The organism is Type-C symbiont of Plautia stali, assembly GCF_059730935.1.
The window spans coordinates 626468-651267 of sequence record NZ_AP035924.1 but is presented as its reverse complement, the minus strand read 5'-3'; the positions used below and the strand labels follow the sequence as shown (position 1 = coordinate 651267).

Below are 24800 nucleotides of genomic sequence, written 5' to 3'. Positions count from 1 at the left end.
GCATGAGCCAGAGTGTTAGTGATAACTACGCCGGTGTCTGGGGCAACCGCATCGGTTTTGGTCAGCGTCCGGCGCTGCTGATGATCGACTTTCTGCAGGGCTACACCACGCCGGGTGCCGCGCTGTTTGCCCCGGGCGTGGTGGAAGCGGTGGCCGCCGCACAGGGCCTGCTGGCGGCGGCGCGCCAGTGCGCGATTCCGGTGATCCATACGCAGATTCGCTACCACCCGCAGCATCAGCAGGACGGCGGGATCTGGGTGCAGAAAGCTCCGGTAATGCGTGACATGGTGGAAGGCAATCCGCTGGCTGAGTTTTGTCCGGCGGTGCAGCCGCTTGCCGCAGAAGTGGTGATCACCAAACAGTATGCCAGCGCGTTTTTTGGCACGTCTCTGGCATCGATGCTGGTGGCGCAGGGCATTGATACGCTGCTGATCGCCGGCTGCTCTACCAGCGGCTGCATCCGCGCCAGCGCAGTGGATGCGTTGCAATACGGTTTTCGCGCCATGGTGGTGCGCGAATGCGTGGGCGATCGCCATGATGCGCCGCATCAGGCCAATTTGTTTGATATCGACAGTAAATATGGCGACGTGGTAAGTAAAGCCGCGGCGCTGGAGTATCTCGGGAAGTTCAGCGCCCGTTAAGGGCGCGTTTCACCTGCACGGAGTGCGCACAAACAGTCCGTTTCGGCTGCGGCTGAGACGCATAACAACATCTCCCCGACGACGGGGTTATTGCGCCCGGAGAACACCATGACTGACGTTTCAACCCGTCCTGCTGCGCTGGCAGCCGAAGACACCGCTTCGATTTATCGCAAAATCACCTGGAAGCTGATTCCGTTTCTCTGCCTGTGTTATCTCGCGGCCTACCTTGATCGCATCAATATCGGCCTGGCCAAGCTACAGATGGCGAGCGATCTGGCGCTGAGCGAGACCGCGTTTGGTCTGGGTGCCGGGCTGTTTTTTGTCGGCTATATCCTGTTTGAAGTGCCGAGCAACCTGATCCTGCAGCGGGTCGGCGCAAAGATCTGGATCGCGCGCATTATGATTACCTGGGGCCTGCTCTCGACCGCCACGCTGCTGGTGCAAACGCCGACCCAGTTCTACATCATCCGCTTTTTCCTCGGCGCGGCCGAAGCCGGTTTTCTGCCTGGCGTGCTGTTCTATCTCACCAAATGGTTTCCCTCGTGGCGCCGCAGCCGCATCATTGCGCTGTTTATGATTGGCCTGCCGCTCTCCAGCCTGATTGGCGGACCGCTTTCCGGCTGGATCATGGGGCATTTTCATGAGGTTTACGGCATGCGCGGCTGGCAGTGGCTGTTTCTGCTGGAAGGCCTGCCCAGCGTGTTACTGGGTGTGCTGACGTTCTGGCTGCTGCCGAACAGCGTCGAGAGCGCCAGCTGGCTCAGCAGCAGTGAGAAGCAGGCGGTGCTACGCGAACTGGCGCGCGACGAAGGTGACGCCAAAGGGCTGAAACACAGCCTGCGCGATGGTCTGCTGAATATCCGCGTAGTGATGCTCGGCGGCATCGACTTCTCAATTCTGCTCAGCGCTTACGCCATGGGTTTCTGGATGCCGACCTTTATTAAGAATGCCGGTACCACCGATATCACCACCATTGGCTATCTGACGGCGATCCCCAGTCTGGCGGCGTTGATTGGTATGCTGGCGATTGGTGCCAGCTCAGACCGCCTGCGTGAACGCCGCTGGCACATCATTGTTCCGTTTATTATTGGCGCGGCAGCGATGGGGACCAGCACCTTCTTTGCTCATAACGTGGCGATGACCGTGCTGCTGTTCTCAATTGCGCAGGCGATGATTATCGGGGCGGTGCCGGTGTTTTTCAGTCTGCCCGCTACGTTCCTGAAAGGCACGGCAGCCGCGGCGGGTTTTGCGCTGGCCTGTTCGATCGCCAATATCGCCGGACTGGTGAGTAATTCCGTGATGGGCGTGGCGCTGGATCTCACCGGCAGCAGCAACGGCGCGCTGTGGTTCTTCGCCGTATGTCTGCTGCTCAGCTCGCTGTTGGTGGTCGCGCTGCCAGCGAAGCTGGTGAATCGGTAGAAGATACCTGCGCGTTAAAGCACTTGTTATTCCCTGGTGCGCATCAATGCGCACCCTACAAAACAGTGCGAATTCGTTGTAATTATCGCCGTAGGGTCGCCATTCATGGCGACCTGGTTACATAATCTGCATAACCAGGTGCGCATCAATGCGCACCCTACAAAACAGTGCGAATTCGTTGTAATTATCGCCGTAGGGTCGCCATTCATGGCGGCCTGGTTGCATAATCTGCATAACCAGGTGCGCACCCTACAAAACCGTGCGCATTTCGTTGCAATTATCGCCGTAGGGTCGCCATTCATGGCGACCGCCTCACAGCCGCAGAATGCAGCTCCACACCCCGCCAGACCGTCACGCCCACCCGCACCCAATCCTCCTCGCTTATCGGTTATCCATAAGGTAAAAATCTTGTGGGATAGCTCAAACTATCAGCTAAAGGTATTATAAAGGTATCTATTCTGGTGCTAGATTGGTTCTACCAACACCGGGGAGTCTATTTCGATGAAAACTACAATTCCAAAGCTGTCGTTCATGATGTTCTTAGAGTGGTTTATCTGGGGGGCATGGTTCGTGCCGCTGTGGGCGTTTCTCAGCAAAAACGGCTTTTCGCCAGTTGAGATCGCCTGGTGCTACGCCTGTACCTCCATCGCTGCCATCCTGTCACCGATTCTGGTCGGCTCGCTGGCTGACCGTTTCTTCCAGGCACAGAAAGTGTTATCGCTGCTGACCATCGCCGGCGCGATTCTGATGTTCTTTGCCGCACAGCAGACGCACTTCAGCAGCTTCTTTCCGCTGCTGCTGCTGTATGCGCTCACCTATATGCCGACCATTGCGCTGACCAACAGTATTGCGTTTTCTCACGTCGGTGACGTGGAGCGCGACTATCCGCGCATCCGCGTGATGGGCACTATCGGCTGGATCGCCTCCGGCATCGCCTGCGGTTTTCTGCCGCCGCTGCTCGGCTTTGGCGATATTTCCGCCAGCAATGTACCGTTGCTGATCACCGCGGCCAGTTCGCTGCTGCTTGGCCTGTTCGCCCTGACCCTGCCAGCCACCGAACCCAAAAGCACCGGCAAGTTCAGCCTGCGCGTGGCGCTCGGCCTCGACGCACTGCATCTGCTGAAAGATCGCAGCTTCCTCGTATTTTTCGTCTGTTCATTCCTGTTCAGTATGCCGCTGGCGTTCTACTACATCTTCGCTGAGGGATATCTGACCGAAGTCGGTCTGCCACACGCCACCGGCTGGATGACGCTCGGCCAGGTATCAGAAATCTTCTTCCTGCTGGCGCTGCCGTTCTTCATTAAACGCTTCGGCATCGGCAAAGTGCTGCTGCTCGGCCTGGTCACCGCCGCGCTGCGCTACGTGTTCTTTGTGTTCGGCGGCGATCAAAACCTGCTGACCTTCGGCCTGCTGTTTATGGGCATTCTGCTGCACGGCGTCAGCTACGACTTCTACTTCATCACCGCCTACATTTATGTGGATAAGAAAGCGCCGGTGGCGATGCGTAACGCTGCGCAGGGCCTGATCACCCTGGCCTGTCAGGGCATCGGCAGCCTGCTGGGTTACCGCCTCGGCGGCTATCTGATGCAGGAGATGTTCGCGTATGACCAGCCGTGCAACGGTCAGACCTTCAACTGGGCGGGAATGTGGATGTTTGGCAGCGTGATGATAGTCATCATCACCATCGCCTTTATCGTTCTGTTCCGCGACGGCAAAAAACGCAGTGATGAATTAACCGCTTTTGAACACTCAGCAACCGCTGACAGCCATAAATAAGAGATGTAACCATGACGATGACACACCAGGAAAAACGGATTTTGGGCGCATTTTACGGCCAGGCATTGGGCGATGCGATGGGCATGCCATCGGAACTGTGGCCCCGCAGCCGAGTGAAACAGCACTTCGGCTGGATCGATCGCTTCCTGCCCGGCCCGGCAGAAAACAATGCCGCCTGCTACTTTGGCCGGGCGGCTTTCACTGACGACACTTCAATGGCGCTGGCGCTGGCCGATGCCATTATCAGTCACGACGGCGAAATTGATGCGGAAACCATCGGCGTCAATATTCTGCGCTGGGCGGAAGCGTTTGATGCCTTTAACAAAAATGTGCTCGGACCCACCTCCAAAATCGCGCTTAACGCGCTGAAAAACGGTACGCCGGTGGCGCAGCTGGAAAACAACGGCCTGACCAACGGCGCGGCGATGCGCGTCTCGCCGCTGGGCTGTCTGCTACCAGCACGTGACCTGCCGGCTTTTATTGACGCTGTCGCGCTGGCCTCCAGCCCGACGCACAAATCCGACGTGGCGATTGCCGGTGCCACCGCGATCGCCTGGGCAATCTCCCGCGCGATTGACGGTAGCGACTGGGCAACGATTCGTGACGAACTGCCGGCGATTGCCCGCGCGGCGCAGGAGCGGCGCGTCACCACTTTCAGTGCGGCGATGGCGGCCCGCATCGAACTGGCGTTGCAGGTGGTGGCGCAGGGCAGGGGCACCGAGTCGACCATGCAGCAGATCTACGATCTGGTCGGTACCGGCACCAGCACCATTGAATCGGTACCGGCAGCGATCGCTATGGTCGAACTGGCAGCCACCGATCCCAACCGCTGCGCCATTCTGTGCGCCAATCTGGGCGGCGATACGGATACCATCGGCGCGATGGCGGTTGCCATTTGCGGCGCGCTGCACGGTATCGACGCGATCGATGCGCAGCTAAAAGCGGAGCTGGATGCCGCTAACGCGCTGGATTTCACCCATTACAGCCGTGCGTTTGTCCGTTTCCGCCAGCAGCGCGAGGCCGCCTATGCTGACGCCTGACGATCTGTCACGGCTGGCGGGCCGGTTGCCGGTGTGCGTGGTGGGGGCGGCGGTAGTGGATGTGATTGCCGATGCCTGGACGTTGCCGTATCGCGGCAGCGACATCGAACTGCATCAGCAGGGCGTGAACGTTGGCGGCTGTGCGCTTAACGTCGCCATTGCGCTGCATCGTCTCGGCATTCCTTCTATCAACGCGCTGCCGCTGGGGAACGGTATCTGGGCCAGTATCGTGCGACAAAAGCTGGCGGAATACGGTGTGCAGAGCGTACTGGAAAATGCGCACGGTGATAATGGCTGGTGTTTGGCGCTGGTCGAGCCGGATGGCGAACGCACCTTTCTTTCCGTCAGTGGCGTGGAAAACCAGTGGGGCGCCGCGCTGTTGCGCACATTGCCGCAGCCGGCGCAGCGCTGGATCTATCTCTCCGGTTATCAGCTCACCAGCAAAAGCGGCGAGGTGCTGATCGACTGGCTGGAGCAGCAGGCACTGCCGTATCAGCTGCTGGTGGATTTTGGCCCGCGGCTGGCGGACATCGGCGAGGCGCAGTTTGCGCGTATCATGGCGCTGCAGCCACTGATTACAGTGAACAGGCAGGAAGCGGAGCTGCTGTGGCATGAGCGTCTGCGCGCATCTGAACCTTTCGACGCCCATCAGCTGATGGCGCGCTGGCAGCAGCAGTTTGGCGGTGCAATGGTGTTAAGGCTGGACAGCGAAGGTGCCGGATACATCGACGCTGAGGCGCAGGGCTGGGTGCCCGCACTGGCGACTACGGTGGTCGATACTATCGGCGCGGGCGACAGCCATGCTGGCGGATTACTGGCGGGATTAGCGTCCGGCTGGTCACTGGCGGAGAGCGTTGCGCTGGGCAACGCAGTGGCGTCGTATGTGGTTTCCCGGCGCGGCGGCGACTGTGCGCCCGATCGTGCCACACTGCGCGCTTACTGGCAGCAACGCCTTACTCAGCAATAAACACGTACATATCGCTGCGGCAGTAGCTGATGCTGTACTCCAGCGGATTGCCCTGTGCGTCGAGTGCCAGCTGCTTAATCACCAGCACCGGCACATTGGCGGGCAGGGCAATTTGCTGCTGCAGGGCTTCGTCCGGCATACGCGCACTGACCCGGCTCTGGGATTTCACCGGCAGGATCTGCTGGCGATGAAAATAGTCATACAGCGAAATACCAATCTCACCGGCATCGGCGATGTAACGCGCCGGCACCCACGACTCTTCAACCGAGACCGCCTGGCGGTCGACATAGCGAATACGTTTCAGCAGATAGACATCGCTGCCCGTACTCAGCCCCAGCTTTTCGGCGATCTCTGCGCTACAGGCAATTTTGCTTTTGTTGATCCACACGGTGTCCGGCGTTTTACCGCGCAACACCGCCTGCTGCGACAATCCTTTTGGTTCTTTGAGTGAATATTCAAACTGGCTGCAAATCTGCGTGCCGTAGCCGCGGGAACGGAACACGACGCCCTCTTTTTCCAGCTCGTCCATGGCTTTACGCACGGTGATGCGTGAAATGTTAAGCGACTGGCTGAACTCGCGCTCGCCCGGCAGGATCTCCTCGTGCACCAGCGTGCCATCGCGCACTGCCTCTTTAATCGCGCTGGCAAAGCGTTTATACAGTGGCGTGCGACTCTCTGTCGCCAGCGTGGTGGTCAACCGCGCCAACAGCGCATTGTGGTCAGTCATAGCGGGCAGGGCACTCACTCGGGTCAGCGGCAGGAACCGCTATAATACTGAATTTTAATGCGGCGCGCAGCCAGCGTCGCGTGACGGTGCGGGTGCTATGCTGCCAGACGGCCCTGTTGGTTCGCTTGTGTATTTCCGGAGACATTATGTTAATCGCTCAGATTTCAGACATCCATGCCGCACCGGACAATGATCACCTGCTGCGCCTGGCGCGGGCACTGGCGTGGCTCACTCATGTGCAACCGGATGTGCTGGTGTTAACGGGCGATCTTGTTGATGGCGAGTGGCGGCAGGGTTACTGGCAGATAGCTGAGCAACTGCGCCAGCAGCATTACCCTGCATTTATATTGCCGGGCAACGCCGATGATCGACGACTCATGCAAACGACATGGCATGAAAATCACTGGGCGAAAAACACCCCGGCAGACGCGCTGCATTTTGTTCAGGATATGGGCGGATTGCGTATGCTGGGGCTGGACTCCACGGTGAATAAACAGAATTTTGGCAGCGTCGGGGATCATCTGGAATGGCTGGAAAGACAACTCAGCGATACGCATGGATTGCCAGCGCTGCTTTTTCTGCATCATCCGGTTATCGCATCGGGCATACCGACGCTGGATGAATCAATGTGTCGCGGGCTTGATAAGCTTGAGTCGATCCTCAGACGCAACCGGGCCAGAATACTGGCTATTGCAGCCGGGCATGTGCACCGGCCCGCAGCAGGCATGTTTGCAGGGGTTCCGGCTTATATTTGTGGCTCAATTTGCCCGGCGAACCCGCTGTGGTTTGGCAGCCAGCGGGTTCCTCCGGTGAATGATCTACCGGCACTGATGGTGCACCGTTTCGCCCGCGGCGTTTTGACCAGTCATCATGTTTCTTTATCCTGCTCATAATGAGGCACATCGTCGCGTTCTGTTAGCCATGGGACGCTGTGCGAGCACCAGATATAGGAAACCGGTGTCTGAGCGGGATCGTCGTCCAGCGTGGCCACACGCAGAATCACGTGGCTCTGATGAGGTCTTTCAGCCATCAGATGAGAGCCGCAGACTGAACAGAAATAACGCAACTTATCCGGGGAAGAGTTAAATGCCGTCAGAAATTCTTCTCCCTGGGTCCACCTGAAATCCTCACGCCGCACGCGCGCTGTGGAGGTATAAGCGGCGGCGTGCGCTTTCCTGCAGGTATGACAGCAGCAATGCGTAATGCTGCCCGCCAGGCGATCGCATTCGTAGCGCACACGTTTACAGAGACAACTTCCGTTCATTTTTTCTCCTGATTCCTCTGCCGGATTATTGCATCAGCTTCAGATGGAGGAGGGGAAACGGTTTTCCCTCACCATCAACGGAAGACCGTCCCGTCACCTGAAAGCCCAGATGCTGATAAAACCCGAGCGCAGCGGTATTTTGTTCGTTAACGTCCACTTTTTTCGCTGAAAGATGACGGATCGCGTAACGGACTAACCGTGCACCGATCCCTTTTTTGTGATGAGCGGGCGAGACGAAAAGCATCTCGATATTCTCATCCTGCACGCCGATGAACCCGACAATGTCATGGTTTTCATTGGTCATCTTTCTAAGAACAACGGCATCAAAATAATTTTCCAGAATAAGCTGTCTGAGCCGCAGGATATCCTGTTCATTCAGGAAATGATGCGTTGCCCTGACGGCATCCTCCCAGACCTGAATCAGTAAGTGATACTCTTCCTTGCTTACTTCGCTAATTGTCACAACGCCTCCTTAACATGCCAACGCGATGGCTTAACGCAATGCCTGCGCTAATCGCTGGCCAGCCGCGCATAAAGATATTCATCGCCCCACATCCCTTTGAAAAAAATATTCTGCCGGTAATGCGCTTCACGGCGAAAATTCAGCTTTTCCAGCAGGTTTATGGCGCGAATATTACGTGTGTCTACCACGGCAGTGAGCCGGTGTTTTACAAACTGCGTAAAAAGCAGGGTAACGATGGCACTCGTTGCTTCAAGCGCAAAACCCTGTTTCTGAAATCCGGCATCAAATGTCATGCCGAGTTCAGCTTGTCTTCCTTCGTCAAAAAAATGAATTCCGATGTCCCCTATCAGCCGGTCGTCTTCCTGGTGTGCTACGGCAAGCTGAAACCAGGTGTTATCGCTGTTGAACGGCAGCGCATCCTGCTGCGCATATAATTTCTCAGCGTCCTGCCGGGTAAATTCTTCCCAGCTTTGATAAAGAGCAACGTCTGGCAGATTGCGATAGCGCGACAGATGCGGCAAATCAGCCACTGTCAGCTTGCGCAACACCAGGCGTTGAGTATAAATCGGCAACGTGAGTGCCATATGTTCTCCGCTGCCTGCGTGCAGGCGAGTTAAAGTAAACCGGGAGCGGTGCGTATCGCTTCAAGCCCGACGCGTTGCCCGAAAGACAGCTCCAGCGTATTGCCATCAGGATCGGCAAAAAATACGTAATATCCCACCGGTTCGCCAGCCTCTTCAGGGGCTTTACGTAACACGCCTTCGGCGACGGCCATCGCTGTTTTACGATCGATCTCTTCGCGTGACGCACAGGCAATGCCTAAGTGTCCAAATTTACCAAGTGGCGTATCTGACACGTCATCCGCCTGCACCAGAACCAGCGCGAAAGGGCGGGTATGATCGCTCAGCCATGCCACCTTGCGGGCAGCCGGGACGTCAGGTTCACGGGTGTGTATCACCTTCATTCCTGCATAGCGACGGTAGAAATCCATGCTCTTCTCCAGATCCCTCACCATAAACGCAACGTGGGTAAATCCAATATCGATATCCTTCATCTGCATCCTGTCTCCATTTATTGCCTCCCTGACACGACAAAAACTCAAGCCTGATAAAGGCTAATCGCCATAAAGGGCCTGGTCGCTGCTCATTTTTCCGTGTGGAGGTGTGGTGCGTGAAACGGTACTCTCTCTGAAAATTTTAATATAACTCAACAGTTTTGGAATAAAAGCGACACAGTATCGCGTGCTATATGCCTATTAATAACGTTGACGGAGCGGAAATAAAAACGATTTAATTTCTGCCTGTTTTTTAGGAAAACTAAACGATGCGAAACAGCCTGCCTTCTCTTAACGCCCTGAAGGCGTTCGAATCCGTTGCCCGGCACCTCAGCATGACCCTTGCAGGCCAGGAGTTGCACGTCACGCCCGGCGCGATCAGCCTGCACATCAGGGAACTGGAACGGCAACTGGGCCTGCCCCTGTTTCAGCGAAATGGACGCAAGCTGGCGCTGACGGCATCCGGTCAGGGCTATTACTACTCGATTGCTTCAGCTTTCAGCCTGATACGTGAAGCCACTGAAACGCTGGTGCAGGAGACACAAAAAAATACCATCACGCTGGCCTGCACCACCGGATTTGCGACTCACTGGTTACTGCCGCGACTGGCTGATTTTGAATGTGCCTGTCCGGAGATCGATCTGCGCATCAGTGCCACTTCCCGCATCCAGTCTTTCGCCACGGATGGTATCGACCTGGCCGTACGGCATGGCAACGGTTTCTGTGAGGGTTGCGTGAGTGAGAAGCTGATCGACGACGACTACCTTGCAGTCTGCATTCCTGCTGTGGCGCAGCAGCTGGGAGAACCGCCGGCACTTGCCGCACTTGGTCGCGTCACGTTACTGCATGATATGCACCGGGAAGACTGGCAGCGCTGGCTCGCTGAAGCCGGTGTCGGGCATATTGATTCCGGTAAAGGGCCGTTGTATAGCGATGGCAGCGGGGCGTGGCTGGCGATGCTTGCCGGCATGGGCGTAGCGCTGATGCGCAGGCGATTTGTTCAGGCAAACCTGGCATCCGGTGAAGTGGTGGCCCCGTTTCCAAATACGCTGAATACCGGACACGCGTACTGGCTTATTACGCCCCACGAAGCGCTGCTGCGTTCTGCCGTGGTAAAAGTAAGAGCCTGGCTCATGCAGCAGTCCACAGAATAGAACAGCGTCCGGCATTTCTTCATATCAACAAGACATAGTAAATTTCTGAGCAAGCCGATATAACAGGTTCAGGATATTTCACCTGCAGAGGATATCATGGCGCTTTCACACGAATTAATGCTGATCTACACCACTTATTTTGTGGCAACGGCCAGCCCTGGTCCGAGTAATATGGCGATTATGGGAACGGCGATGAATAAAGGGCGCGGTGCCGCCTTAGCGCTTGCGGGCGGGGTAATTGGCGGCTCAATGCTGTGGGCGCTGCTGGCGGCCTGCGGGGTATTAACCGTGCTGGCGACGTTTGCCCAATTGCTGCTGGTGTTGAAAATCGGCGGCGGGTTATATCTGTTGTGGCTGTCATACAAAGCCGGTAAATCTGCGTTAACCCGCACTGCTGCCGATAAAACCGTTATCAGCGATCACCGTGTTGCGTATGGCGCGTTATTTCGTCAGGGAATTTTGATGCACGTCGGTAATCCGAAAGCCATTTTAACCTGGGTCGCAATCATGTCCGTCGCGCTCAAACCGGACGCTGCAGCCTCGACCTTACCGCTGATTATTCTCGGCTGTGCGGCGATTTGCGTCGCAGTATTTTGCGGCTATGCGCTGATATTTTCCACCGCAGCAATGAACGCGTTTTACCGTCGTATCCGCCGGGGATTAGATGCGCTATTAGCCTGCTGTTTTGCCATTGCCGGACTGAAACTGGTGTTGAGTCGTCAATAAAGTAAATTTTTAACCTCAGGTTCGCCCTCCATAGCAACAGGCCGCTCAGTTAAGTAAACCACCATGAGCAGCCTGATTGTTGCGGCGCGACGCATCGCGCCCTGCTTCAGGCCGTCACTCCGGTGTGATATCCGCGCCTAGAGTCTTGATCTCAAATGTGTTTAGATACCTGAACGTCAAAGCCTGTGAATCGTTGCCATGAATCTAAAGGAAACTATCGTCCGCGAGTTCAGTGAATTATCGCCAGAACTACAGCGGGCTGCCGAATTCTCACTGCAGAATGCCAATCAACTGGTGGTGCAATCCATGCGCACCTTTGCGCAGCAGGCCGGGGTGAAACCGGCAACGCTGCTGCGCCTGGCGAAACGGCTGGGCTATAACGGCTGGAGTGAACTCAAAGACGCATTCATCGATGACATCGGTCTGCGCAATGATACCTATGTCTCGAAAGCGGAAAAGCTGGTGGCTGCCGGCACGCAGCCGCATCTGTATGATGCGATGTTTCAGGCCCACCAGACCAACCTGGCCTTTACGCAGGACGAAAACCGCCAGGCAATGGAACAGGCGGTGACCTTACTCGATGCGGCTGACAATGTTTACATCTGCGGTTTCCGCGCCAGCTTTCCGATCGCCTGGTCATTATTTTATGTGTATCGGCTGTTCAATCGTCAGGTATCACTGGTGGATGGTCTGGCGAGCAACATCGAAGTTTTCACACGTGAACTGACCGCCTCAGATTGCCTGTTACTTACCAGCTTTGCCCCTTATTCACGCGAATCACTGGATGTACTGCGCGCAGCGCAGCAGGCGGGCGCAAAGATCATCACCATCACCGACTCACCGGTCTCGCCGCTGGCGCAGGCCGCTGATTGCTCGCTCCGGTTTTCACTGAACAGCCCATCGTTTTTTCCGTCAGTCGTCTCTGGCATGGGCCTGGCAGAGTGCCTGCTGGCGATGCTGGTGGCCCGTCATGGACGTGATGCGGTCAGTAAAATTGAAAACGCCGAACGCTATTTAATCGATTCTGGCGCTTACGTGCATGCCGGCAAATCCTGACAGATGATTCATTTGTATCTGTCATAAGAATATTGAATGCGATTGAATCATTATTGCGTTGACGTGATTCAAATGGATCCTGCAAGATACGTTTCAACAACGAAGCGTATTCAGGAGCAGGACCAGCATGAGCCGTATCATTCACCGCAGTCTGCGCAGCGTGCCCGCCGTGGCCACGCGCGCATACGGGGCCTACATTTTTGATGCACAGGGAAAACAGTATCTTGATGCCTGCGGTGGTGCCGCCGTTTCCTGCCTGGGCCACGCCCATCCTGACGTCCTCGCAGCCATGCATCGTCAAATCGATCAACTGGCTTATGCGCATACCAGTTTCTTTACCAGCGATACCGTTGAACAGCTCGCCGAACAGTTAACGCGCACCGCACCGGGCGATCTTAACTATGCCTATTTCGTGTCGGGCGGTTCGGAGGCGGTGGAAACCGCGCTGAAACTGGCCCGGCAATACTTTGTTGAAATCGGACAGCCCGCGCGTACCCGTTTCATCGCCCGCAAACAGAGCTACCACGGCAATACGCTGGGCGCGCTGGCGGTGGGTGGCAACGAATGGCGCCGGCGTCAGTTCGCGCCCCTGTTAATCGACGTGATTCGCGTTTCAGCCTGCAATGAGTATCGCGATCGCCGTGCCGATGAAACCCAGCAGCAGTATACCCAGCGGCTGTTGAGCGAGCTGGAGCAGGCGATTATCGATGCGGGCCCGGAAACGATTATTGGCTTCTGCGCGGAGACGGTGGTCGGTGCGACCAGCGGTGCCACGCCGCCGACGCCGGGCTATCTGCAGGGTGTACGTCGCCTGTGCGACAAGTACGGCATTTTGTTTATCGCCGATGAGGTGATGTGCGGAATGGGGCGTACCGGAACACTACACGCGTTCGAACAGGATGGCGTGGTACCTGATTTGGTTACCATCGCCAAAGGACTGGGTGGCGGTTATCAACCCATCGGCGCGGTGCTGGCCAGTGAGAAGATCGTATCTGCGCTGCAGGCCGGCAGCGGTCTGTTCCAGCATGGACACACTTATATCTGTCACGCGACAGCCGCTGCGGCGGCGTTAGCAGTTCAGCAGGTGATTGAGCGCGACCATCTGCTGGAGGCGGTTCAGCAGCAGGGCGCTTATCTGCATAAGGCGCTACGCGACGTGCTGGGGGAGTTACCGCACGTGGGTGATACGCGCGGCCGCGGCCTGTTTGCCGGTGTGGAGCTGGTGCGTGATAAAGCCACAAAAACCCCGTTCGATCCGGCGATGAAACTTCACGCAGCCATCAAGGCCAACTGTATGGCGCGCGGTTTGCTGGTCTATCCGATGGGCGGCACGCTGGACGGGCAATATGGCGACCATATTTTAATTGCCCCACCGTTTATCGTCACCCCGCAACAACTGGATTTTGTCGTGGATACGCTGAACACCGTGATACGTGAAGAGACCGGCAAATTATGATTAACCGATTACCGCCGCTGGCAGAGCAGGACTGGGATGAGCAGCAACGTCCGCTCGCGGAAGAGATTATCAACGGGCCGCGCGGTGCGCTGCTGCCCCCGTTTGAGCCGCTGCTGCGCAGCCCCGAGTTAATGGCACATGCACAGCGTATGGGGGAATATCTGCGCTATCGCAGTGCGCTGGGCCAGCGGTTATCGGAACTGGCGATTTTAATGACGGCAAGGCACTGGTCACAGCCGGTAGAGTGGGCAATCCATGCGCCGATAGCGCGCGAAAAGGGGATTTCTGCTGCAGCAGTGCAGGCCATCAATGAAAAACGTCAGCCTGCGGATTTGCAGCCTGATGAGTGGGTGATTTATCAGTTTTGCCAGCAGTTACATCAGCAACAGAAAATCAGTGATGCCACCTGGCAGCAAGCCATCGAATTATGGGGCGAGAAGGGCGTGGTGGATTTGATAGGCATTAACGGCTATTACAGTTTTCTCTCGATGATCATGAACGGCGCGCAGACGCCGGTACCCTTTACGCAGGATCACTTGCTTCCTGCATAAGTTGTCGCATTACTCCGGGCGTACCTGATGCGCCCATTATATTAACCACCTTCTTTGACCATGTCCGCCGGGTTATTTCGCTGGATGACGATCATTGCACGCTACATTACTGACGCTGAGGGTTATTATGTCTGCATTTTTAAATAAACTAAAGGTTACACTGGCATTGGTGGCCTGTTCCGCCAGTTTTATCGCTGCGGCGCAGGATAAATTAACTGTCGGGGTTGATACGGCTTTTGTTCCTTTTGAATTTAAGCAAGGTGATAAATACGTCGGCTTTGACATTGATTTATGGGATGCCATCGCGAAGAAAATGCATGTCAGCTATGAATTACACCCAATGGACTTTGGTGGCCTGATTCCGGGGCTGCAATCACGGAATCTGGATGTCGCGATGGCAGGCATTACTATTACCGATGCGCGTAAGCAGGTGGTGGATTTCAGCAACGGTTATTATGACGCCGACTTATTAATGGCTGTCAAAAGCGATGATAACAGCATTAAAAAATTCAGCGATTTAACCGGCAAGAAAGTGGGCCTGAAACAGAGCACGGCCGCAGCCAGCTTTATGAAAAGTAAATACAAGGCAAATTATGTTGAGTTTCCTAATATCGACAACGCCTATCTGGATCTGCAGGCCGGCAACCTTGATGCGGTGGTCCACGACTCGCCCAATGTGCTGTACTACGTGAAAACGGCGGGCGATGGTAAAGTCAAAGCCAGCGGTGAAAACGACACGATTCTGCCACAGCAGTATGGCTTTGCCATGCAGAAAAACAGCAGCCTGACACCTAAGATCAACGCCGCGCTGCAGGCCCTGCGCGCGGATGGCACCTACAGCAAAATCTACGTGAAATGGTTTGCTAAGCAGCCGAAATAATCCTGCCAGGCCGGAGCTCTCCGGCCTTGTTTAGCGTTTACAGGTTAAATTATGAATTTTGACAGTAAATATATTTGGGAATCTCTGCCGCTACTGCTGCAGGGTCTGCAGCTGACCTTGATTATTTCGCTGTCAGGTCTGCTGGGCGGTTTTATTATTGGCTTACTGGCGGGAACCTGCCGTGCTCTGGGTGGCAAAATTGCTAAGACGCTGTCACTTATTTTTGTCGAGCTTATTCGCGGTACGCCCATCATGGTGCAGGTAATGTTTATCTATTTTGCACTGCCGATGGTGTTGCCGATAAGAATTGATCCCGTCACCGCCGCGATCGTGACCATTGTGATTAACTCCGGTGCCTACATTGCTGAAATTACCCGGGGCGCGATCCTCTCAATTAATAAAGGCTTTAAAGAAGCGAGTCTGGCGATGGGCTTATCGCAGCGCAGTACGCTGTGGTATGTCATCATGCCTTTAGCGTTACGCCGCATGATTCCGGCTTTAGGTAACCAGTGGATTATCAGTATTAAAGATACCTCACTGTTTATTGTGATTGGCGTGGCAGAACTGACGCGTCAGGGGCAGGAGATCATTGCGGGTAATTTCCGTGCGCTGGAAGTGTGGACGGCGGTGGCCATGATTTATCTGCTGGTGACGTTATGCCTGAGCTTTTTACTGAAGCAGCTGGAAAAAAGGATCCATATTTTATGAGCATGGTTGAATTTAACGCAGTGTCGAAAAATTTCGGTGCCACGCAGGTCCTGCACAATATCAATTTAAAAATTGAGTCCGGCGAGGTGGTGGTGATTATTGGCCCTTCAGGCTCGGGTAAATCAACGCTGCTACGCTGCATCAACAAACTGGAAGAGATCTCATCCGGGACGCTGCTGGTCGCCGGAATGCACATCACCGATCCACATGCGAATGAATGTGATATCCGCCGTGAAGCCGGCATGGTGTTTCAGCAGTTTCACCTGTTCCCGCATCTGACAGCGCTGGAAAATGTGATGTTCGGTCCGATTCGCGTGCGTCATCAAACGAAAGCCGCGGCGCGAGAGCAGGCGCTGGCGCTGCTGGAGCGCGTTGGCTTGCGCGATCGCGCCAGCCATTATCCGTCTGAACTTTCAGGGGGTCAGCAGCAGCGCGTGGCGATTGCCCGGGCACTGGCCGTCAGGCCGAAAATGATGCTGTTCGATGAGCCGACCTCCGCGCTGGATCCGGAGTTACGTCATGAAGTGCTGAAAGTGATGCGCTCGCTGGCTGAAGAGGGCATGACCATGGTGATTGTGACGCATGAGATTGGCTTTGCCCGCGATGTGGCTTCGCGGCTGATCTTTATTGATGGCGGTACCATTGCCGAAGATGGGCCACCTGATATGCTGCTGACTGCCAGCCGTAATCCGCGTCTGAAAGAATTTTTGCAACATGTATCCTGAAATGAAGTGAAATAACGCTATGAAAAAACTCGACTTCCGTGGTTCGGCTTTTGTTATTGGTCAGCAACTCGGTGACTTTGGCCGTGATGCCTGGCATAACAAACTCAGGCATACCCGTCTCTGGCAAACGGTCACCGCCATGAAAGATACGCAGCAAATTCGCAGTATGCGCGCGCGGGTCCAGCACCAGTTTCCGCTGATCTGGCAGGAGCTGGAAGGGCTGGCTGAAGGATTACAGGCACCGATTGACGAGGTGTTTGCGTGGAACTGCCGGGGCGATCTGGTGCGTTCAACTTCGGATGGTTGCACCACGGTGGCGGGGAAAAGTGCCAGCGGGGAGTTGATCATTGCGCACAACGAAGATGGTTTTCCCCAGCTGCGCGATGACTGTGCGCTGGTCACCATGACCCCGGACGACGGCCTCGCGTTCACCAGCTTCGCCTATCCGGCATCACTTTGCGGTCACACTTTTGCCGTTAATGAGAAGGGCATCGTTAATACCGTCAATAACATTCGCGCACAGCATCGTCCGGATGGCATGCCGCGCCAGATCATCGCCCGCGCGTCGCTGAACGCGACCACGCTGGATGAAGCGATCGCCATACTTAGCGCCACGCCGCGCGCCGGCGCGTTTCACCATACGCTGGGGCAGCAGGGCGATAGCCGCCTGATCAGTATTGAAGCGACAGGCTCAGGCTGTTCAGTGATCCCACTGACTGCGCCTTTCGGTCACGCTAACCATCTTATTCACCCGCAGCTTGCCGCCGTCGAACAGGTGGTCACCGCCAGTTCCGGCTCGCGCCAGCAGCGTCTGGAGACATGGCTGACGACGCAACCGGCGGTAGATGGCGCGGCGGCCAGGGCGATTTTATCGGATCAGCAGGATGCAGCGTTGCCGATTTACCGCCTGTCGCCGCAGGATCCGGATGAGGAAAATACCCTCGCCACGGCTATTTTTACCCTGAGTGATGACGCGGTGACGTGGCAGATCTTCACCCGTAACCGCCAGCGCGCCGCTTTGCAATCTGCTGGTCGTCAATGAGCTGTTATTTTTAATCTCCACAGCCCATCACTGAAGCCGGACAGTGATTGCTGGCAGCGCGCTAACCCGCGCTGCCAGCAATACTGACTATGTTACTCGTGGATACGCGCTTCTTCGGACATCAGACATCCGTCGCTGAAACTCCAGTCATCGACGGTGTTAAACTGGATAATCACCATCACATCCTGCGGATCGATATCCAGCGATTGCGAGAGTTGCTGACACAATCTGCGACACAGCTTGTGCTTCTGTTCGCGGCTGCGCGGCTTGCCCGCAGTAATCATGAACTGAACAAAATTCTCTGAACGCCCGCGGCTTTTATAGTGGCGATCAAACACCCTTAGCCGTGCCGGCAGTTCTTCAAATACCTGAAAGCGGTCGCCGGGTGGAACGGCAAATTCGTCCTCCAGACTCTGTTGCAGGATGTCGGAAATCTGCGTTAATTGCGCGTCGCTGTAACCCTGACGCAGTATGATGCGGGTAAAAGGCATGAGGGTTACGCCTCTTCCAGACAGCTTAGCGCTGACACCGCCGCCGGCCAGCCGGCATAAAAGGCCAGATGGGTGAACACTTCGACGATCTCTTCTCGTGCCAGGCCATTTTGTTGCGCGAATTCGATATGCCACGGCAGCTGTTGCACTCGCCCCAGCGCCGTCAGTGCGGCCAGCGTAATCAGGCTGCGTTCGCGCGGCGTAAGCGCGTCTCGTTGCCAGATGTCATCGAAAAGAACCTGCTGACTGAGTTCCGCCAGCTTTGGCGCGATGCGCGCCAGCGTTTTACTATCGAGTGTTTTTGCCATGATGTTTCTCCGTATTGACTCAGCCGCGATTGTGGCGAAACATAACCATCCTGAAAATCAAATAAAACACCGTCATTCATCCCATAAATCAGGACGATTATGCAAAAGTTAGCTCAGACGCTGGATCTGGATGCGCTGCGCAGTTTTGTCACCGGCATGGAGTGTGGCAGTTTTGCGCAGGCCGCCGTGCGGCTCTGTCGATCCACTTCGGCGGTCAGCGCCCAGCTGAAAAAGCTGGAGCAGCAATGTGGCAGCAAGCTGGTGGTGAAAAGCGGGCGTCATCTGGCGTTAACCCGTGAGGGGGAAGTGATGATGGGTTATGCCCGCCGTCTGCTGGCATTGAACGACGAAGCACTGTGCACCTTCAGCGGTGCAGGGCTGCAGGGGGAAGTGCGCCTGGGCATGCAGGAAGATTTTGGTGACACCCTGATGCCCGGTATTCTGGGCGAATTTACACGTCACCATCCCGGGCTGCAGATCGTCGCCCGCGTGGCGCGTAATCAGGAGCTGCTTGCAGCGCTGGACAGCGATGCTCTTGATATGGCGCTGCTGTGGCAGGCACAACCGCTGCAGCGTAAAGGCGTGTTGATCGGCCAGTTCCCGCTGGAGTGGATCGCCCACCCCGACTGCGACGTCAGCGCGATGATAAGCCAGGGCGAACCGCTGCCGCTGGTGATGTTTGATAATCCCTGCCTGATGCGCTCGCGCGCCATCGACAGTCTGGACCGGGCGGGCATTGCATGGCGAATCGTGTTTGTCAGCCATAGCCTGAGCGGCATCTGGGCGGCGGTGCGGGCCGGTCTGGGGATCACCGTGCGCACGCGGGTCGGCATGCCCGCTAACCTGGTGAGCGCCGGCAATGTTTTGCCGCCGCTGGGCGCGCTGGGTGTTACGCTGGAACAAAAAAGTGGCAGCCAGACTGAACCGAATGCGCAAAACCTGCTGGCCAGACTGATGGAAAATGCGCTGCGCAGCCTAGAGCCGTTACCGGGTCTGAGGCCCGCCTGAATTGCTGCGCTAATCCCTGCGACCGTTACTTCGCAATCAGCAGCGCATCGGCAATATCCAGCATGGCGCGCAGGCGATCCATGTGCCGCAGATCCTGATGATAGCCTACCCAGATATCGCGCGAAGGCGGCGGCTGCGGGGTAGGAATCCGCTGCAGTCCGGCGGTGGCATCGCCCAGCGGCTGGGGTAACACCGCCACGCCCATGCCGCGCTGGCACATCTGCGCCTGCACTGCCCGGCTGGTGCTGGTAAAAGCCCGCCGTGACTGCGGAAATTGATCGAGCAGCCAGACGACGTCCGGAAAATGCGCTTGCGCGGTATTCATCAGGATCAGCCCCACAGAGGCGGGATCGTGTTGCAATGCGCGGGCATTTTCAGGCGTGCCGTATAACGCATAGGGCATGCTCATCAGGCGCCGCTGGACGATATCCGGCTCGGTAAAAGGCACAATGCGAAAAGCCACGTCGGCGTCGCGCCGCGACAGATTGAGCAAACGGTAGCTGGCGATAATTTCCGGCACGATAGCGGGATGGCGCTGTGTCAGCTCGCTCAGCACCGGTGCCAGCACGGCGGTGGCAAACCACTCGGCACAGGAGATGCGTAAAATACCTTCCAGTCGCGGGTGATTGCCCGCCAGTCGTCTCTCCATCGCCAGCGCAGCATTTTCCATACTTTCCGCCAGGCCCAGCACGGCGTCACCGGCATCAGTTAACACCAGGCCATCCGGCGTGCGGCGAAACAGCGCCTGATGGGCCTGCGCTTCCAGCACCTTAATGCGACGACCCACGGTCGGATGGCTAACGCCGAGCCGGCGCGCGGCCTCGCCATAGGATCCGCTGCGCATCACCGCCAGAAAGATCCGTACATCGCTCCATTCCATTGCGCTCGCCCCGTTCAAAAATGAACGTCGAATATACAAAAATGGCAGTTCTCAAACAACTTTGTAGATATCACCATAACGGCATCATCCAGACTGAACTGATTGAGGATTGCAGAACATGAAGAAGCTTCAGGACAAAGTTGCCCTCGTAACCGGCGCATCTAAAGGCATTGGTGCGGCGATTGCCCGCCAGCTGGCCGCCGACGGCGCAAAGATCGTCGTCAACTATGCCGCGGATAAAAACGGGGCGGATAAGGTGGTCGCCGCTATTGAGGCCGTCGGTGGCACGGCGGTGGCGCTGGCAGCGGATGTCACCGATCAGCCGCAGGTTGAGGCGCTCATTCAATCTACCCTCGCGCAGTTTGGCCGGCTGGACATTGTGGTGAACAATGCCGGTGTGTATCAGTTTGCGAAGATCGAAGAGAGCAGCGAAGCGCTGTATCGCAAGCAGTTTGACATCAATGTGCTCGGGCCGCTGCTGGTGACAGGCGCCGCCGTGCCACATCTGGGCGAGGGCAGCAGCATTATCAATATCAGCTCATTTGTGACGCGGGTATTTCTGGCGGAGAGCGCTATCTACAGCGGCAGCAAAGGCGCGATTGATGCCATTACCGGCGTGCTGGCGCGCGAACTCGGTCCGCGCGGCATCCGCGTCAACGCGGTCAATCCGGGGTTAATCGAAACCGAAGGCACGCACAGCACCGGCGCGATGGGATCGGAGTTTCAGCGCTGGAACGAAAGCCAGACGCCGCTTGGCCGTATTGGCCAGGTGCAGGATATTGCGCCGATTGTGGCTTATCTCGCTTCTGACGATGCCGGATGGGTGACGGGCGAGGTGATGATGGCGTCAGGCGGCATGCGTTAACGGGAGAAAAGGATGCATCAGATGATGGTGGTGTGCGTCGGCGATGAAACCCATCGCTTTGACCGCGACTATTATACCCACACGCACCTGCCGCTGGCGCTGGTGTGCTGGCAGGATTATGGACTCATTTCGGCGGAAGCGTTCTATCCCGCTTCAGACCGCAGCGGCTGGCTCTCCATAGGTGTTTACACGTTTGCCTGTCAGCAGGATGTCAACCGGGCGCTGGAGTCCGAACAAACCAAAAGAGTCATGGCAGATGTGGTGCATTTTACCGACGCCACCACGGTGATTCGCAGCCATTTCATTCCCTTCTGAACGGCAGCAACGCCGCCGCGCAGTTATGCCCTCCGGTCACCGGTTTAATAGTCTGCTTAATGAACGCATTGTGCGTTAAGCAGGCATCCCGGCAGCAACAACGGGACGCGCTGGTGCCAAATCAGGACAAACCAATCCTTTAATCTGGTACGCGTCGCTGCCTTTTGCTATTTCATGTGTGAGCTATCACCGCAGCAGCACACAGGATGCAAACATGAATTTTTACAGCAGCAGAGAATTTACGGGTTCCAAAGCCTGGGAGTCTCAGCATATTGCCAGCTTCGATAACATCAGCGTTAAACTGCACTGGACCGATCAACCCTACAAATGGCATATCAATGACGGACAAGAGGTGTTTGCCGTTATGGATGGTTGCGTTGACATGTTCTACAAAGAAAACGGTGAAGTGAGAACCCAACGATTAACCGCCGGTGATATTTTTTATGCCAGCGAAGGCACTGAACACGTCGCACATCCACAGGGCGTAGCCCGGGTGCTGGTGATTGAACAAGCGGGATCGGTTTGATGCGACGCCTCAACCCCAGTTATTTCACGCTCGACGAAGCCTGATCAGCGCGATTACCGGCTATGACGCGCCGGCGATGGCAGTCGGCGGGATCGAGCCGTTCTCCCCGGGCAGAATACACGGCCAGTTCAGGTAACGGTTCGCCGTTGGCGTTATCCAGCAAAACCGAGTGTGTCTCGCCTTTTTCAAATAGATAACGCTCTCCCCACTGGCGCATCGCCACGACGATTGGGAAGACGGCTCGTCCCCGTTCGGTCAGCAAATATTCCTTATAGGCGCTGCCATCTGACGCCGGACAACTCTCAAGCACACCGATCTCAACCAGCAGTTTCAGCCGTGACGCCAGGATATTTTTTGCCAGCCCAAGGTTTTTCTGGAAATCACTGAAGCGGCGCACATCATCAAACGCTTCACGGATGATCATCAGACACCAGCGTTCGCCAATCACCTCCACGGTCCGGGCGACCGGACATTCGCTGGTTCTGAGCGCTTCCTGTTTGGCCATCTTCTCTCTCACTCTGCTGATTTACTGACGGCAGCTTAGCCTCCAGCAAAACAAGTTGCAAAAAAAAACCACCGCTGCTACTTATAGAATGAATCGGTTTCAAAAAAAAACCACATAAGGATGCAACATGACTTGCACCAGTGATACCCCTGCAACCTCTGAGGCGCCTCTATCGCCGGCGACGACCTCAGTGCTGTCGCCTCACATCATTTTTCTGTTCTCACTGACCTGCGCGCTGGCTGTCGGTAATGTCTATTCTGCCCAGCCATTGCTGGAATCCATCTCCGCAACGCTGCAGGTTTCGCCCGGCACCATCGGCCTGGTCATCACGGCAACGCAGGCGGGTTATGCCATAGGATTGTTTTTGCTGGTGCCGCTCGGCGATCGCTTTGATCGCAAAAAGCTGGTGGTCATGCACCTGCTGCTGTCGGTGCTGGCCCTGATCGCGGCGGCGTTAGCAGAGAGTTTGCTGGCGCTGCTGGTGGCGATGCTGCTGGTGGGTTTGATGGCGGTGGTGACGCAAACCGTGGTGGCGTGGGCAGCTATCCTTTCGGCACCGGCTCAGCGTGGCAAGGTGGTAGGCAGCGTCACCAGTGGCATCGTCATGGGCATACTGCTGGCGCGCCTGGTCTCTGGCATCATCGCCGATATCGCCGGCTGGCGGGCGGTGTATATGACCTCAGCCGCGCTGATGCTGCTGATTACCGTGCTGCTGGTAAAAGTGATACCTGCTGCCGGTCCGCAGAACACAGCCACTTCCGTGGCCGGGCTGCTGGGGTCTGTCCCGCGTCTTTTTGTCACCGAGCCTTTGCTGCGTCAGCGTGGCGCGCTGGCTCTGCTGATTTTTGCCGCGTTCAGCATGTTGTGGAGTTCCATGGTTTTGCCGCTCACGGCCATGTCGCTTTCCCATACGCAAACAGGGCTGTTTGGTCTGGCTGGAATAGCCGGAGCGCTGGCGGCTTCCAGAAGTGGCGCCTGGGCTGACAGGGGAACCGGGCAGCGCGCCAGCGGATGCGCACTGGTTTTATTAACGCTCTCGTGGCTCCCGATCGCCTTCGCGCAGGCCTCATTATTGTTGCTGGTTATTGGTGTGATCATGCTGGATTTCGCCGTGCAGACGGTGCATGTCATCAACCAGAGCAGGCTGATTGCCGGCAAACCCGCTATCACCAGCCGGCTTATCGGTGCCTATATGTGTTTTTATGCGGCAGGCAGCGCGCTGGGCGCTATTGCTGCCACCCAACTCTATGCGCACTGGGGATGGTATGCCGTGTGCGGCGGCGGGGCACTGGTCAGTGCCTGCGCACTTATTCTCTGGTATGGAACACGTCAATCATGAAATTATCACACCTGCTGCTGGCCATCGGTATTACCGCCATCTGGGGCATTAATTTTTCGGTGATTAAATTAGGGCTGCACGCCATCGATCCATTTATTCTGGCAGGGCTGCGTTTTACGCTGTGTGCCATCCCGGCGCTCTTCTTTATTAAAAAACCTGACGTCCCGTGGCGCTACCTTATTGGTTACGGCTTGGTATTCGGCATTGGCTTGTGGGGCCTGGTCAATCTGGGGATAAAAACCGGGCTGTCGGCGGGGATCGCCTCGCTGGTGCTGCAGTTCAGCGCCTTTTTCACTCTGCTGCTCGGCAGTTATGTGTTTAAAGAACAGCTCAGCCGCTATCAGATCGCTGGCTTTGTGCTGGCATGCAGCGGATTGATGAGCATTGTGTTTATTACCGACGGCTCGGTGACGTTTGCCGGGTTGCTGCTGGTGCTGGCAGGCGCCATAGCCTGGAGTATTGCCAATATCATCATGAAAAAAGCCGGCACGAAGCAGGTATTCGCGTTTCTGGTCTGGTCGAGCGCCTTTTCGCCGCTTCCGCTTTTTCTGCTGGACGGATTAATTAATGGCAGCGCGGGCTATAGCGCATTAATCAGCCATATGGATACCCGTGCGATATTGTCCATTCTGTTTCAGGTCTATCCCAATACGTTATTAGGCTACTGGATCTGGAATTCATTGCTCAAACTGTATCCTGTCTCCACCGTCGCGCCATTATCGCTGCTGGTGCCGGTATTCGGCATTCTCGGTTCGATGATGATATTTGGTGAAGCTATTTCTCCGATGAAAATCGTGGCGCTGGTTCTGATTATTACCGGGCTGGCGGTTGGGTTGTATGGACAACGCATCAAACGTTATTTCATCCGCAGTCGGATTCGCTGTGATCAGCAGCCCGCTGATGAGCCGTGATCC

30 protein-coding genes are annotated in these 24800 nt (G+C 56.2%); 21 read left to right on the top strand and 9 right to left on the bottom strand.

Going from position 1 to position 24800, the window contains the following annotated elements; all coding sequences use genetic code 11:
• The first annotated feature begins 2 nt into the window (after positions 1 to 2).
• From AC6I7J_RS22255 to AC6I7J_RS22235, 5 genes are all read left to right on the top strand, one after another.
• Positions 3 to 641: an isochorismatase family protein gene (locus AC6I7J_RS22255; RefSeq protein ID WP_215481112.1), complete on the top strand. Its 639-nt coding sequence runs from the start codon at positions 3 to 5 to the stop codon at positions 639 to 641.
• A 108-nt stretch (positions 642 to 749) separates the two neighbouring features.
• Positions 750 to 2060 carry an MFS transporter gene (locus AC6I7J_RS22250; RefSeq protein ID WP_021508813.1) on the top strand — a complete coding sequence of 437 codons (1311 nt, stop codon included), beginning with the start codon at positions 750 to 752 and terminating at the stop codon, positions 2058 to 2060.
• 501 nt (positions 2061 to 2561) lie between these two features.
• Complete coding sequence (locus AC6I7J_RS22245) at positions 2562 to 3836, top strand: nucleoside permease (protein WP_498007361.1); 1275 nt, start codon at positions 2562 to 2564, stop codon at positions 3834 to 3836.
• Positions 3837 to 3853: 17 nt separating this feature from the next.
• Complete coding sequence (locus AC6I7J_RS22240) at positions 3854 to 4876, top strand: ADP-ribosylglycohydrolase family protein (RefSeq protein ID WP_199188989.1); 1023 nt, start codon at positions 3854 to 3856, stop codon at positions 4874 to 4876.
• A complete protein-coding gene (locus tag AC6I7J_RS22235) occupies positions 4863 to 5843 on the top strand; it encodes a PfkB family carbohydrate kinase (RefSeq protein WP_498007360.1) in 981 nt (326 codons plus the stop codon). The genes AC6I7J_RS22240 and AC6I7J_RS22235 overlap by 14 nt, the downstream gene beginning before the upstream one ends.
• Here the strand turns inward: AC6I7J_RS22235 and AC6I7J_RS22230 are convergent.
• Positions 5830 to 6570: a GntR family transcriptional regulator gene (locus tag AC6I7J_RS22230; RefSeq protein WP_222986936.1), complete on the bottom strand. Its 741-nt coding sequence runs from the start codon at positions 6568 to 6570 to the stop codon at positions 5830 to 5832. The two genes, AC6I7J_RS22235 and AC6I7J_RS22230, sit on opposite strands and share 14 nt — an antisense overlap.
• A gap of 146 nt (positions 6571 to 6716) precedes the next feature.
• Here AC6I7J_RS22230 and AC6I7J_RS22225 point away from each other — a divergent pair, with 146 nt between their 5' ends.
• Positions 6717 to 7463: a metallophosphoesterase gene (locus AC6I7J_RS22225; RefSeq protein WP_021508818.1), complete on the top strand. Its 747-nt coding sequence runs from the start codon at positions 6717 to 6719 to the stop codon at positions 7461 to 7463.
• Here the strand turns inward: AC6I7J_RS22225 and AC6I7J_RS22220 are convergent.
• From AC6I7J_RS22220 to AC6I7J_RS22205, 4 genes are read right to left on the bottom strand one after another with little or no spacing between them, the layout of a single operon-like run.
• Positions 7439 to 7834, bottom strand: coding sequence for a GFA family protein (locus AC6I7J_RS22220; RefSeq protein WP_071813627.1), 396 nt, complete (start codon positions 7832 to 7834; stop codon positions 7439 to 7441). The genes AC6I7J_RS22225 and AC6I7J_RS22220 overlap by 25 nt on opposite strands.
• A 25-nt stretch (positions 7835 to 7859) precedes the next feature.
• A complete protein-coding gene (locus AC6I7J_RS22215) occupies positions 7860 to 8297 on the bottom strand; it encodes an acetyltransferase (protein ID WP_264240614.1) in 438 nt (145 codons plus the stop codon).
• Between the two features lie 47 nt (positions 8298 to 8344).
• Complete coding sequence (locus tag AC6I7J_RS22210; protein ID WP_498007359.1) at positions 8345 to 8881, bottom strand: GNAT family N-acetyltransferase; 537 nt, start codon at positions 8879 to 8881, stop codon at positions 8345 to 8347.
• Positions 8882 to 8910: 29 nt separating this feature from the next.
• Positions 8911 to 9351 carry a VOC family protein gene (locus AC6I7J_RS22205; RefSeq protein ID WP_498007358.1) on the bottom strand — a complete coding sequence of 147 codons (441 nt, stop codon included), beginning with the start codon at positions 9349 to 9351 and terminating at the stop codon, positions 8911 to 8913.
• 269 nt (positions 9352 to 9620) lie between these two features.
• Here AC6I7J_RS22205 and gcvA point away from each other — a divergent pair, with 269 nt between their 5' ends.
• The 9 genes from gcvA (at position 9621) to AC6I7J_RS22160 (ending at position 17649) form a co-directional block, all read left to right on the top strand.
• Positions 9621 to 10505: a transcriptional regulator GcvA gene (gene gcvA / locus AC6I7J_RS22200; protein ID WP_058781009.1), complete on the top strand. Its 885-nt coding sequence runs from the start codon at positions 9621 to 9623 to the stop codon at positions 10503 to 10505.
• A gap of 96 nt (positions 10506 to 10601) precedes the next feature.
• Complete coding sequence (locus tag AC6I7J_RS22195) at positions 10602 to 11231, top strand: LysE family translocator (RefSeq protein ID WP_058776142.1); 630 nt, start codon at positions 10602 to 10604, stop codon at positions 11229 to 11231.
• Between the two features lie 198 nt (positions 11232 to 11429).
• Positions 11430 to 12287 (top strand): MurR/RpiR family transcriptional regulator, encoded by an 858-nt coding sequence (locus tag AC6I7J_RS22190; RefSeq protein WP_222952227.1) that lies wholly within the window; start codon positions 11430 to 11432, stop codon positions 12285 to 12287.
• 127 nt (positions 12288 to 12414) lie between these two features.
• On the top strand, positions 12415 to 13743 hold the full coding sequence (locus AC6I7J_RS22185; protein ID WP_498007357.1) for an aspartate aminotransferase family protein: 1329 nt from the start codon (positions 12415 to 12417) through the stop codon (positions 13741 to 13743).
• On the top strand, positions 13740 to 14294 hold the full coding sequence (locus tag AC6I7J_RS22180) for a carboxymuconolactone decarboxylase family protein (RefSeq protein ID WP_176428143.1): 555 nt from the start codon (positions 13740 to 13742) through the stop codon (positions 14292 to 14294). The genes AC6I7J_RS22185 and AC6I7J_RS22180 overlap by 4 nt, the downstream gene beginning before the upstream one ends.
• A gap of 127 nt (positions 14295 to 14421) precedes the next feature.
• Positions 14422 to 15174 carry a glutamine ABC transporter substrate-binding protein GlnH gene (glnH, locus tag AC6I7J_RS22175; protein ID WP_498007479.1) on the top strand — a complete coding sequence of 251 codons (753 nt, stop codon included), beginning with the start codon at positions 14422 to 14424 and terminating at the stop codon, positions 15172 to 15174.
• A gap of 51 nt (positions 15175 to 15225) precedes the next feature.
• Positions 15226 to 15882 (top strand): glutamine ABC transporter permease GlnP, encoded by a 657-nt coding sequence (gene glnP, locus AC6I7J_RS22170; protein ID WP_021508828.1) that lies wholly within the window; start codon positions 15226 to 15228, stop codon positions 15880 to 15882.
• A gap of 2 nt (positions 15883 to 15884) precedes the next feature.
• Positions 15885 to 16607, top strand: coding sequence for a glutamine ABC transporter ATP-binding protein GlnQ (gene glnQ, locus AC6I7J_RS22165; protein WP_058759243.1), 723 nt, complete (start codon positions 15885 to 15887; stop codon positions 16605 to 16607).
• 19 nt (positions 16608 to 16626) lie between these two features.
• Positions 16627 to 17649: a C45 family autoproteolytic acyltransferase/hydrolase gene (locus tag AC6I7J_RS22160; protein ID WP_104187637.1), complete on the top strand. Its 1023-nt coding sequence runs from the start codon at positions 16627 to 16629 to the stop codon at positions 17647 to 17649.
• Between the two features lie 92 nt (positions 17650 to 17741).
• Here AC6I7J_RS22160 and AC6I7J_RS22155 read toward each other — a convergent pair whose 3' ends face one another.
• Positions 17742 to 18140: a tautomerase family protein gene (locus AC6I7J_RS22155; RefSeq protein ID WP_104187636.1), complete on the bottom strand. Its 399-nt coding sequence runs from the start codon at positions 18138 to 18140 to the stop codon at positions 17742 to 17744.
• A 5-nt stretch (positions 18141 to 18145) separates the two neighbouring features.
• Entirely contained in the window at positions 18146 to 18448 is a 303-nt protein-coding gene (locus AC6I7J_RS22150) for a carboxymuconolactone decarboxylase family protein (protein WP_021508832.1), read from the bottom strand.
• 87 nt (positions 18449 to 18535) lie between these two features.
• On the opposite strand from AC6I7J_RS22150, the gene AC6I7J_RS22145 reads away from it, so the two are divergent.
• Positions 18536 to 19456 carry a LysR substrate-binding domain-containing protein gene (locus AC6I7J_RS22145; protein WP_428846695.1) on the top strand — a complete coding sequence of 307 codons (921 nt, stop codon included), beginning with the start codon at positions 18536 to 18538 and terminating at the stop codon, positions 19454 to 19456.
• A gap of 25 nt (positions 19457 to 19481) precedes the next feature.
• Here the strand turns inward: AC6I7J_RS22145 and AC6I7J_RS22140 are convergent, their stop codons facing one another.
• Positions 19482 to 20336, bottom strand: a complete 855-nt coding sequence (locus AC6I7J_RS22140) for a LysR family transcriptional regulator (RefSeq protein ID WP_222986923.1) — start codon at positions 20334 to 20336, stop codon at positions 19482 to 19484.
• A 118-nt stretch (positions 20337 to 20454) separates the two neighbouring features.
• On the opposite strand from AC6I7J_RS22140, the gene AC6I7J_RS22135 reads away from it, so the two are divergent.
• The 3 genes from AC6I7J_RS22135 to AC6I7J_RS22125 all read left to right on the top strand — a co-directional run bounded on the left by AC6I7J_RS22135 (position 20455) and on the right by AC6I7J_RS22125 (position 22042).
• A complete protein-coding gene (locus tag AC6I7J_RS22135) occupies positions 20455 to 21201 on the top strand; it encodes an SDR family NAD(P)-dependent oxidoreductase (protein WP_132463377.1) in 747 nt (248 codons plus the stop codon).
• A 12-nt stretch (positions 21202 to 21213) separates the two neighbouring features.
• Entirely contained in the window at positions 21214 to 21516 is a 303-nt protein-coding gene (locus tag AC6I7J_RS22130) for an EthD family reductase (protein WP_132463374.1), read from the top strand.
• Between the two features lie 214 nt (positions 21517 to 21730).
• Positions 21731 to 22042: a cupin gene (locus AC6I7J_RS22125; protein WP_058770395.1), complete on the top strand. Its 312-nt coding sequence runs from the start codon at positions 21731 to 21733 to the stop codon at positions 22040 to 22042.
• Positions 22043 to 22061: 19 nt separating this feature from the next.
• On the opposite strand, the gene AC6I7J_RS22120 is transcribed toward AC6I7J_RS22125, so the two are convergent.
• Entirely contained in the window at positions 22062 to 22547 is a 486-nt protein-coding gene (locus AC6I7J_RS22120; protein WP_498007356.1) for a winged helix-turn-helix transcriptional regulator, read from the bottom strand.
• Positions 22548 to 22674: 127 nt separating this feature from the next.
• On the opposite strand from AC6I7J_RS22120, the gene AC6I7J_RS22115 reads away from it, so the two are divergent.
• Together AC6I7J_RS22115 and AC6I7J_RS22110 are read left to right on the top strand one after the other, a co-directional pair.
• Positions 22675 to 23886: an MFS transporter gene (locus tag AC6I7J_RS22115; RefSeq protein WP_498007355.1), complete on the top strand. Its 1212-nt coding sequence runs from the start codon at positions 22675 to 22677 to the stop codon at positions 23884 to 23886.
• A complete protein-coding gene (locus AC6I7J_RS22110) occupies positions 23883 to 24797 on the top strand; it encodes an EamA family transporter (protein ID WP_283342393.1) in 915 nt (304 codons plus the stop codon). The genes AC6I7J_RS22115 and AC6I7J_RS22110 overlap by 4 nt, the downstream gene beginning before the upstream one ends.
• Positions 24798 to 24800: the final 3 nt, after the last annotated feature.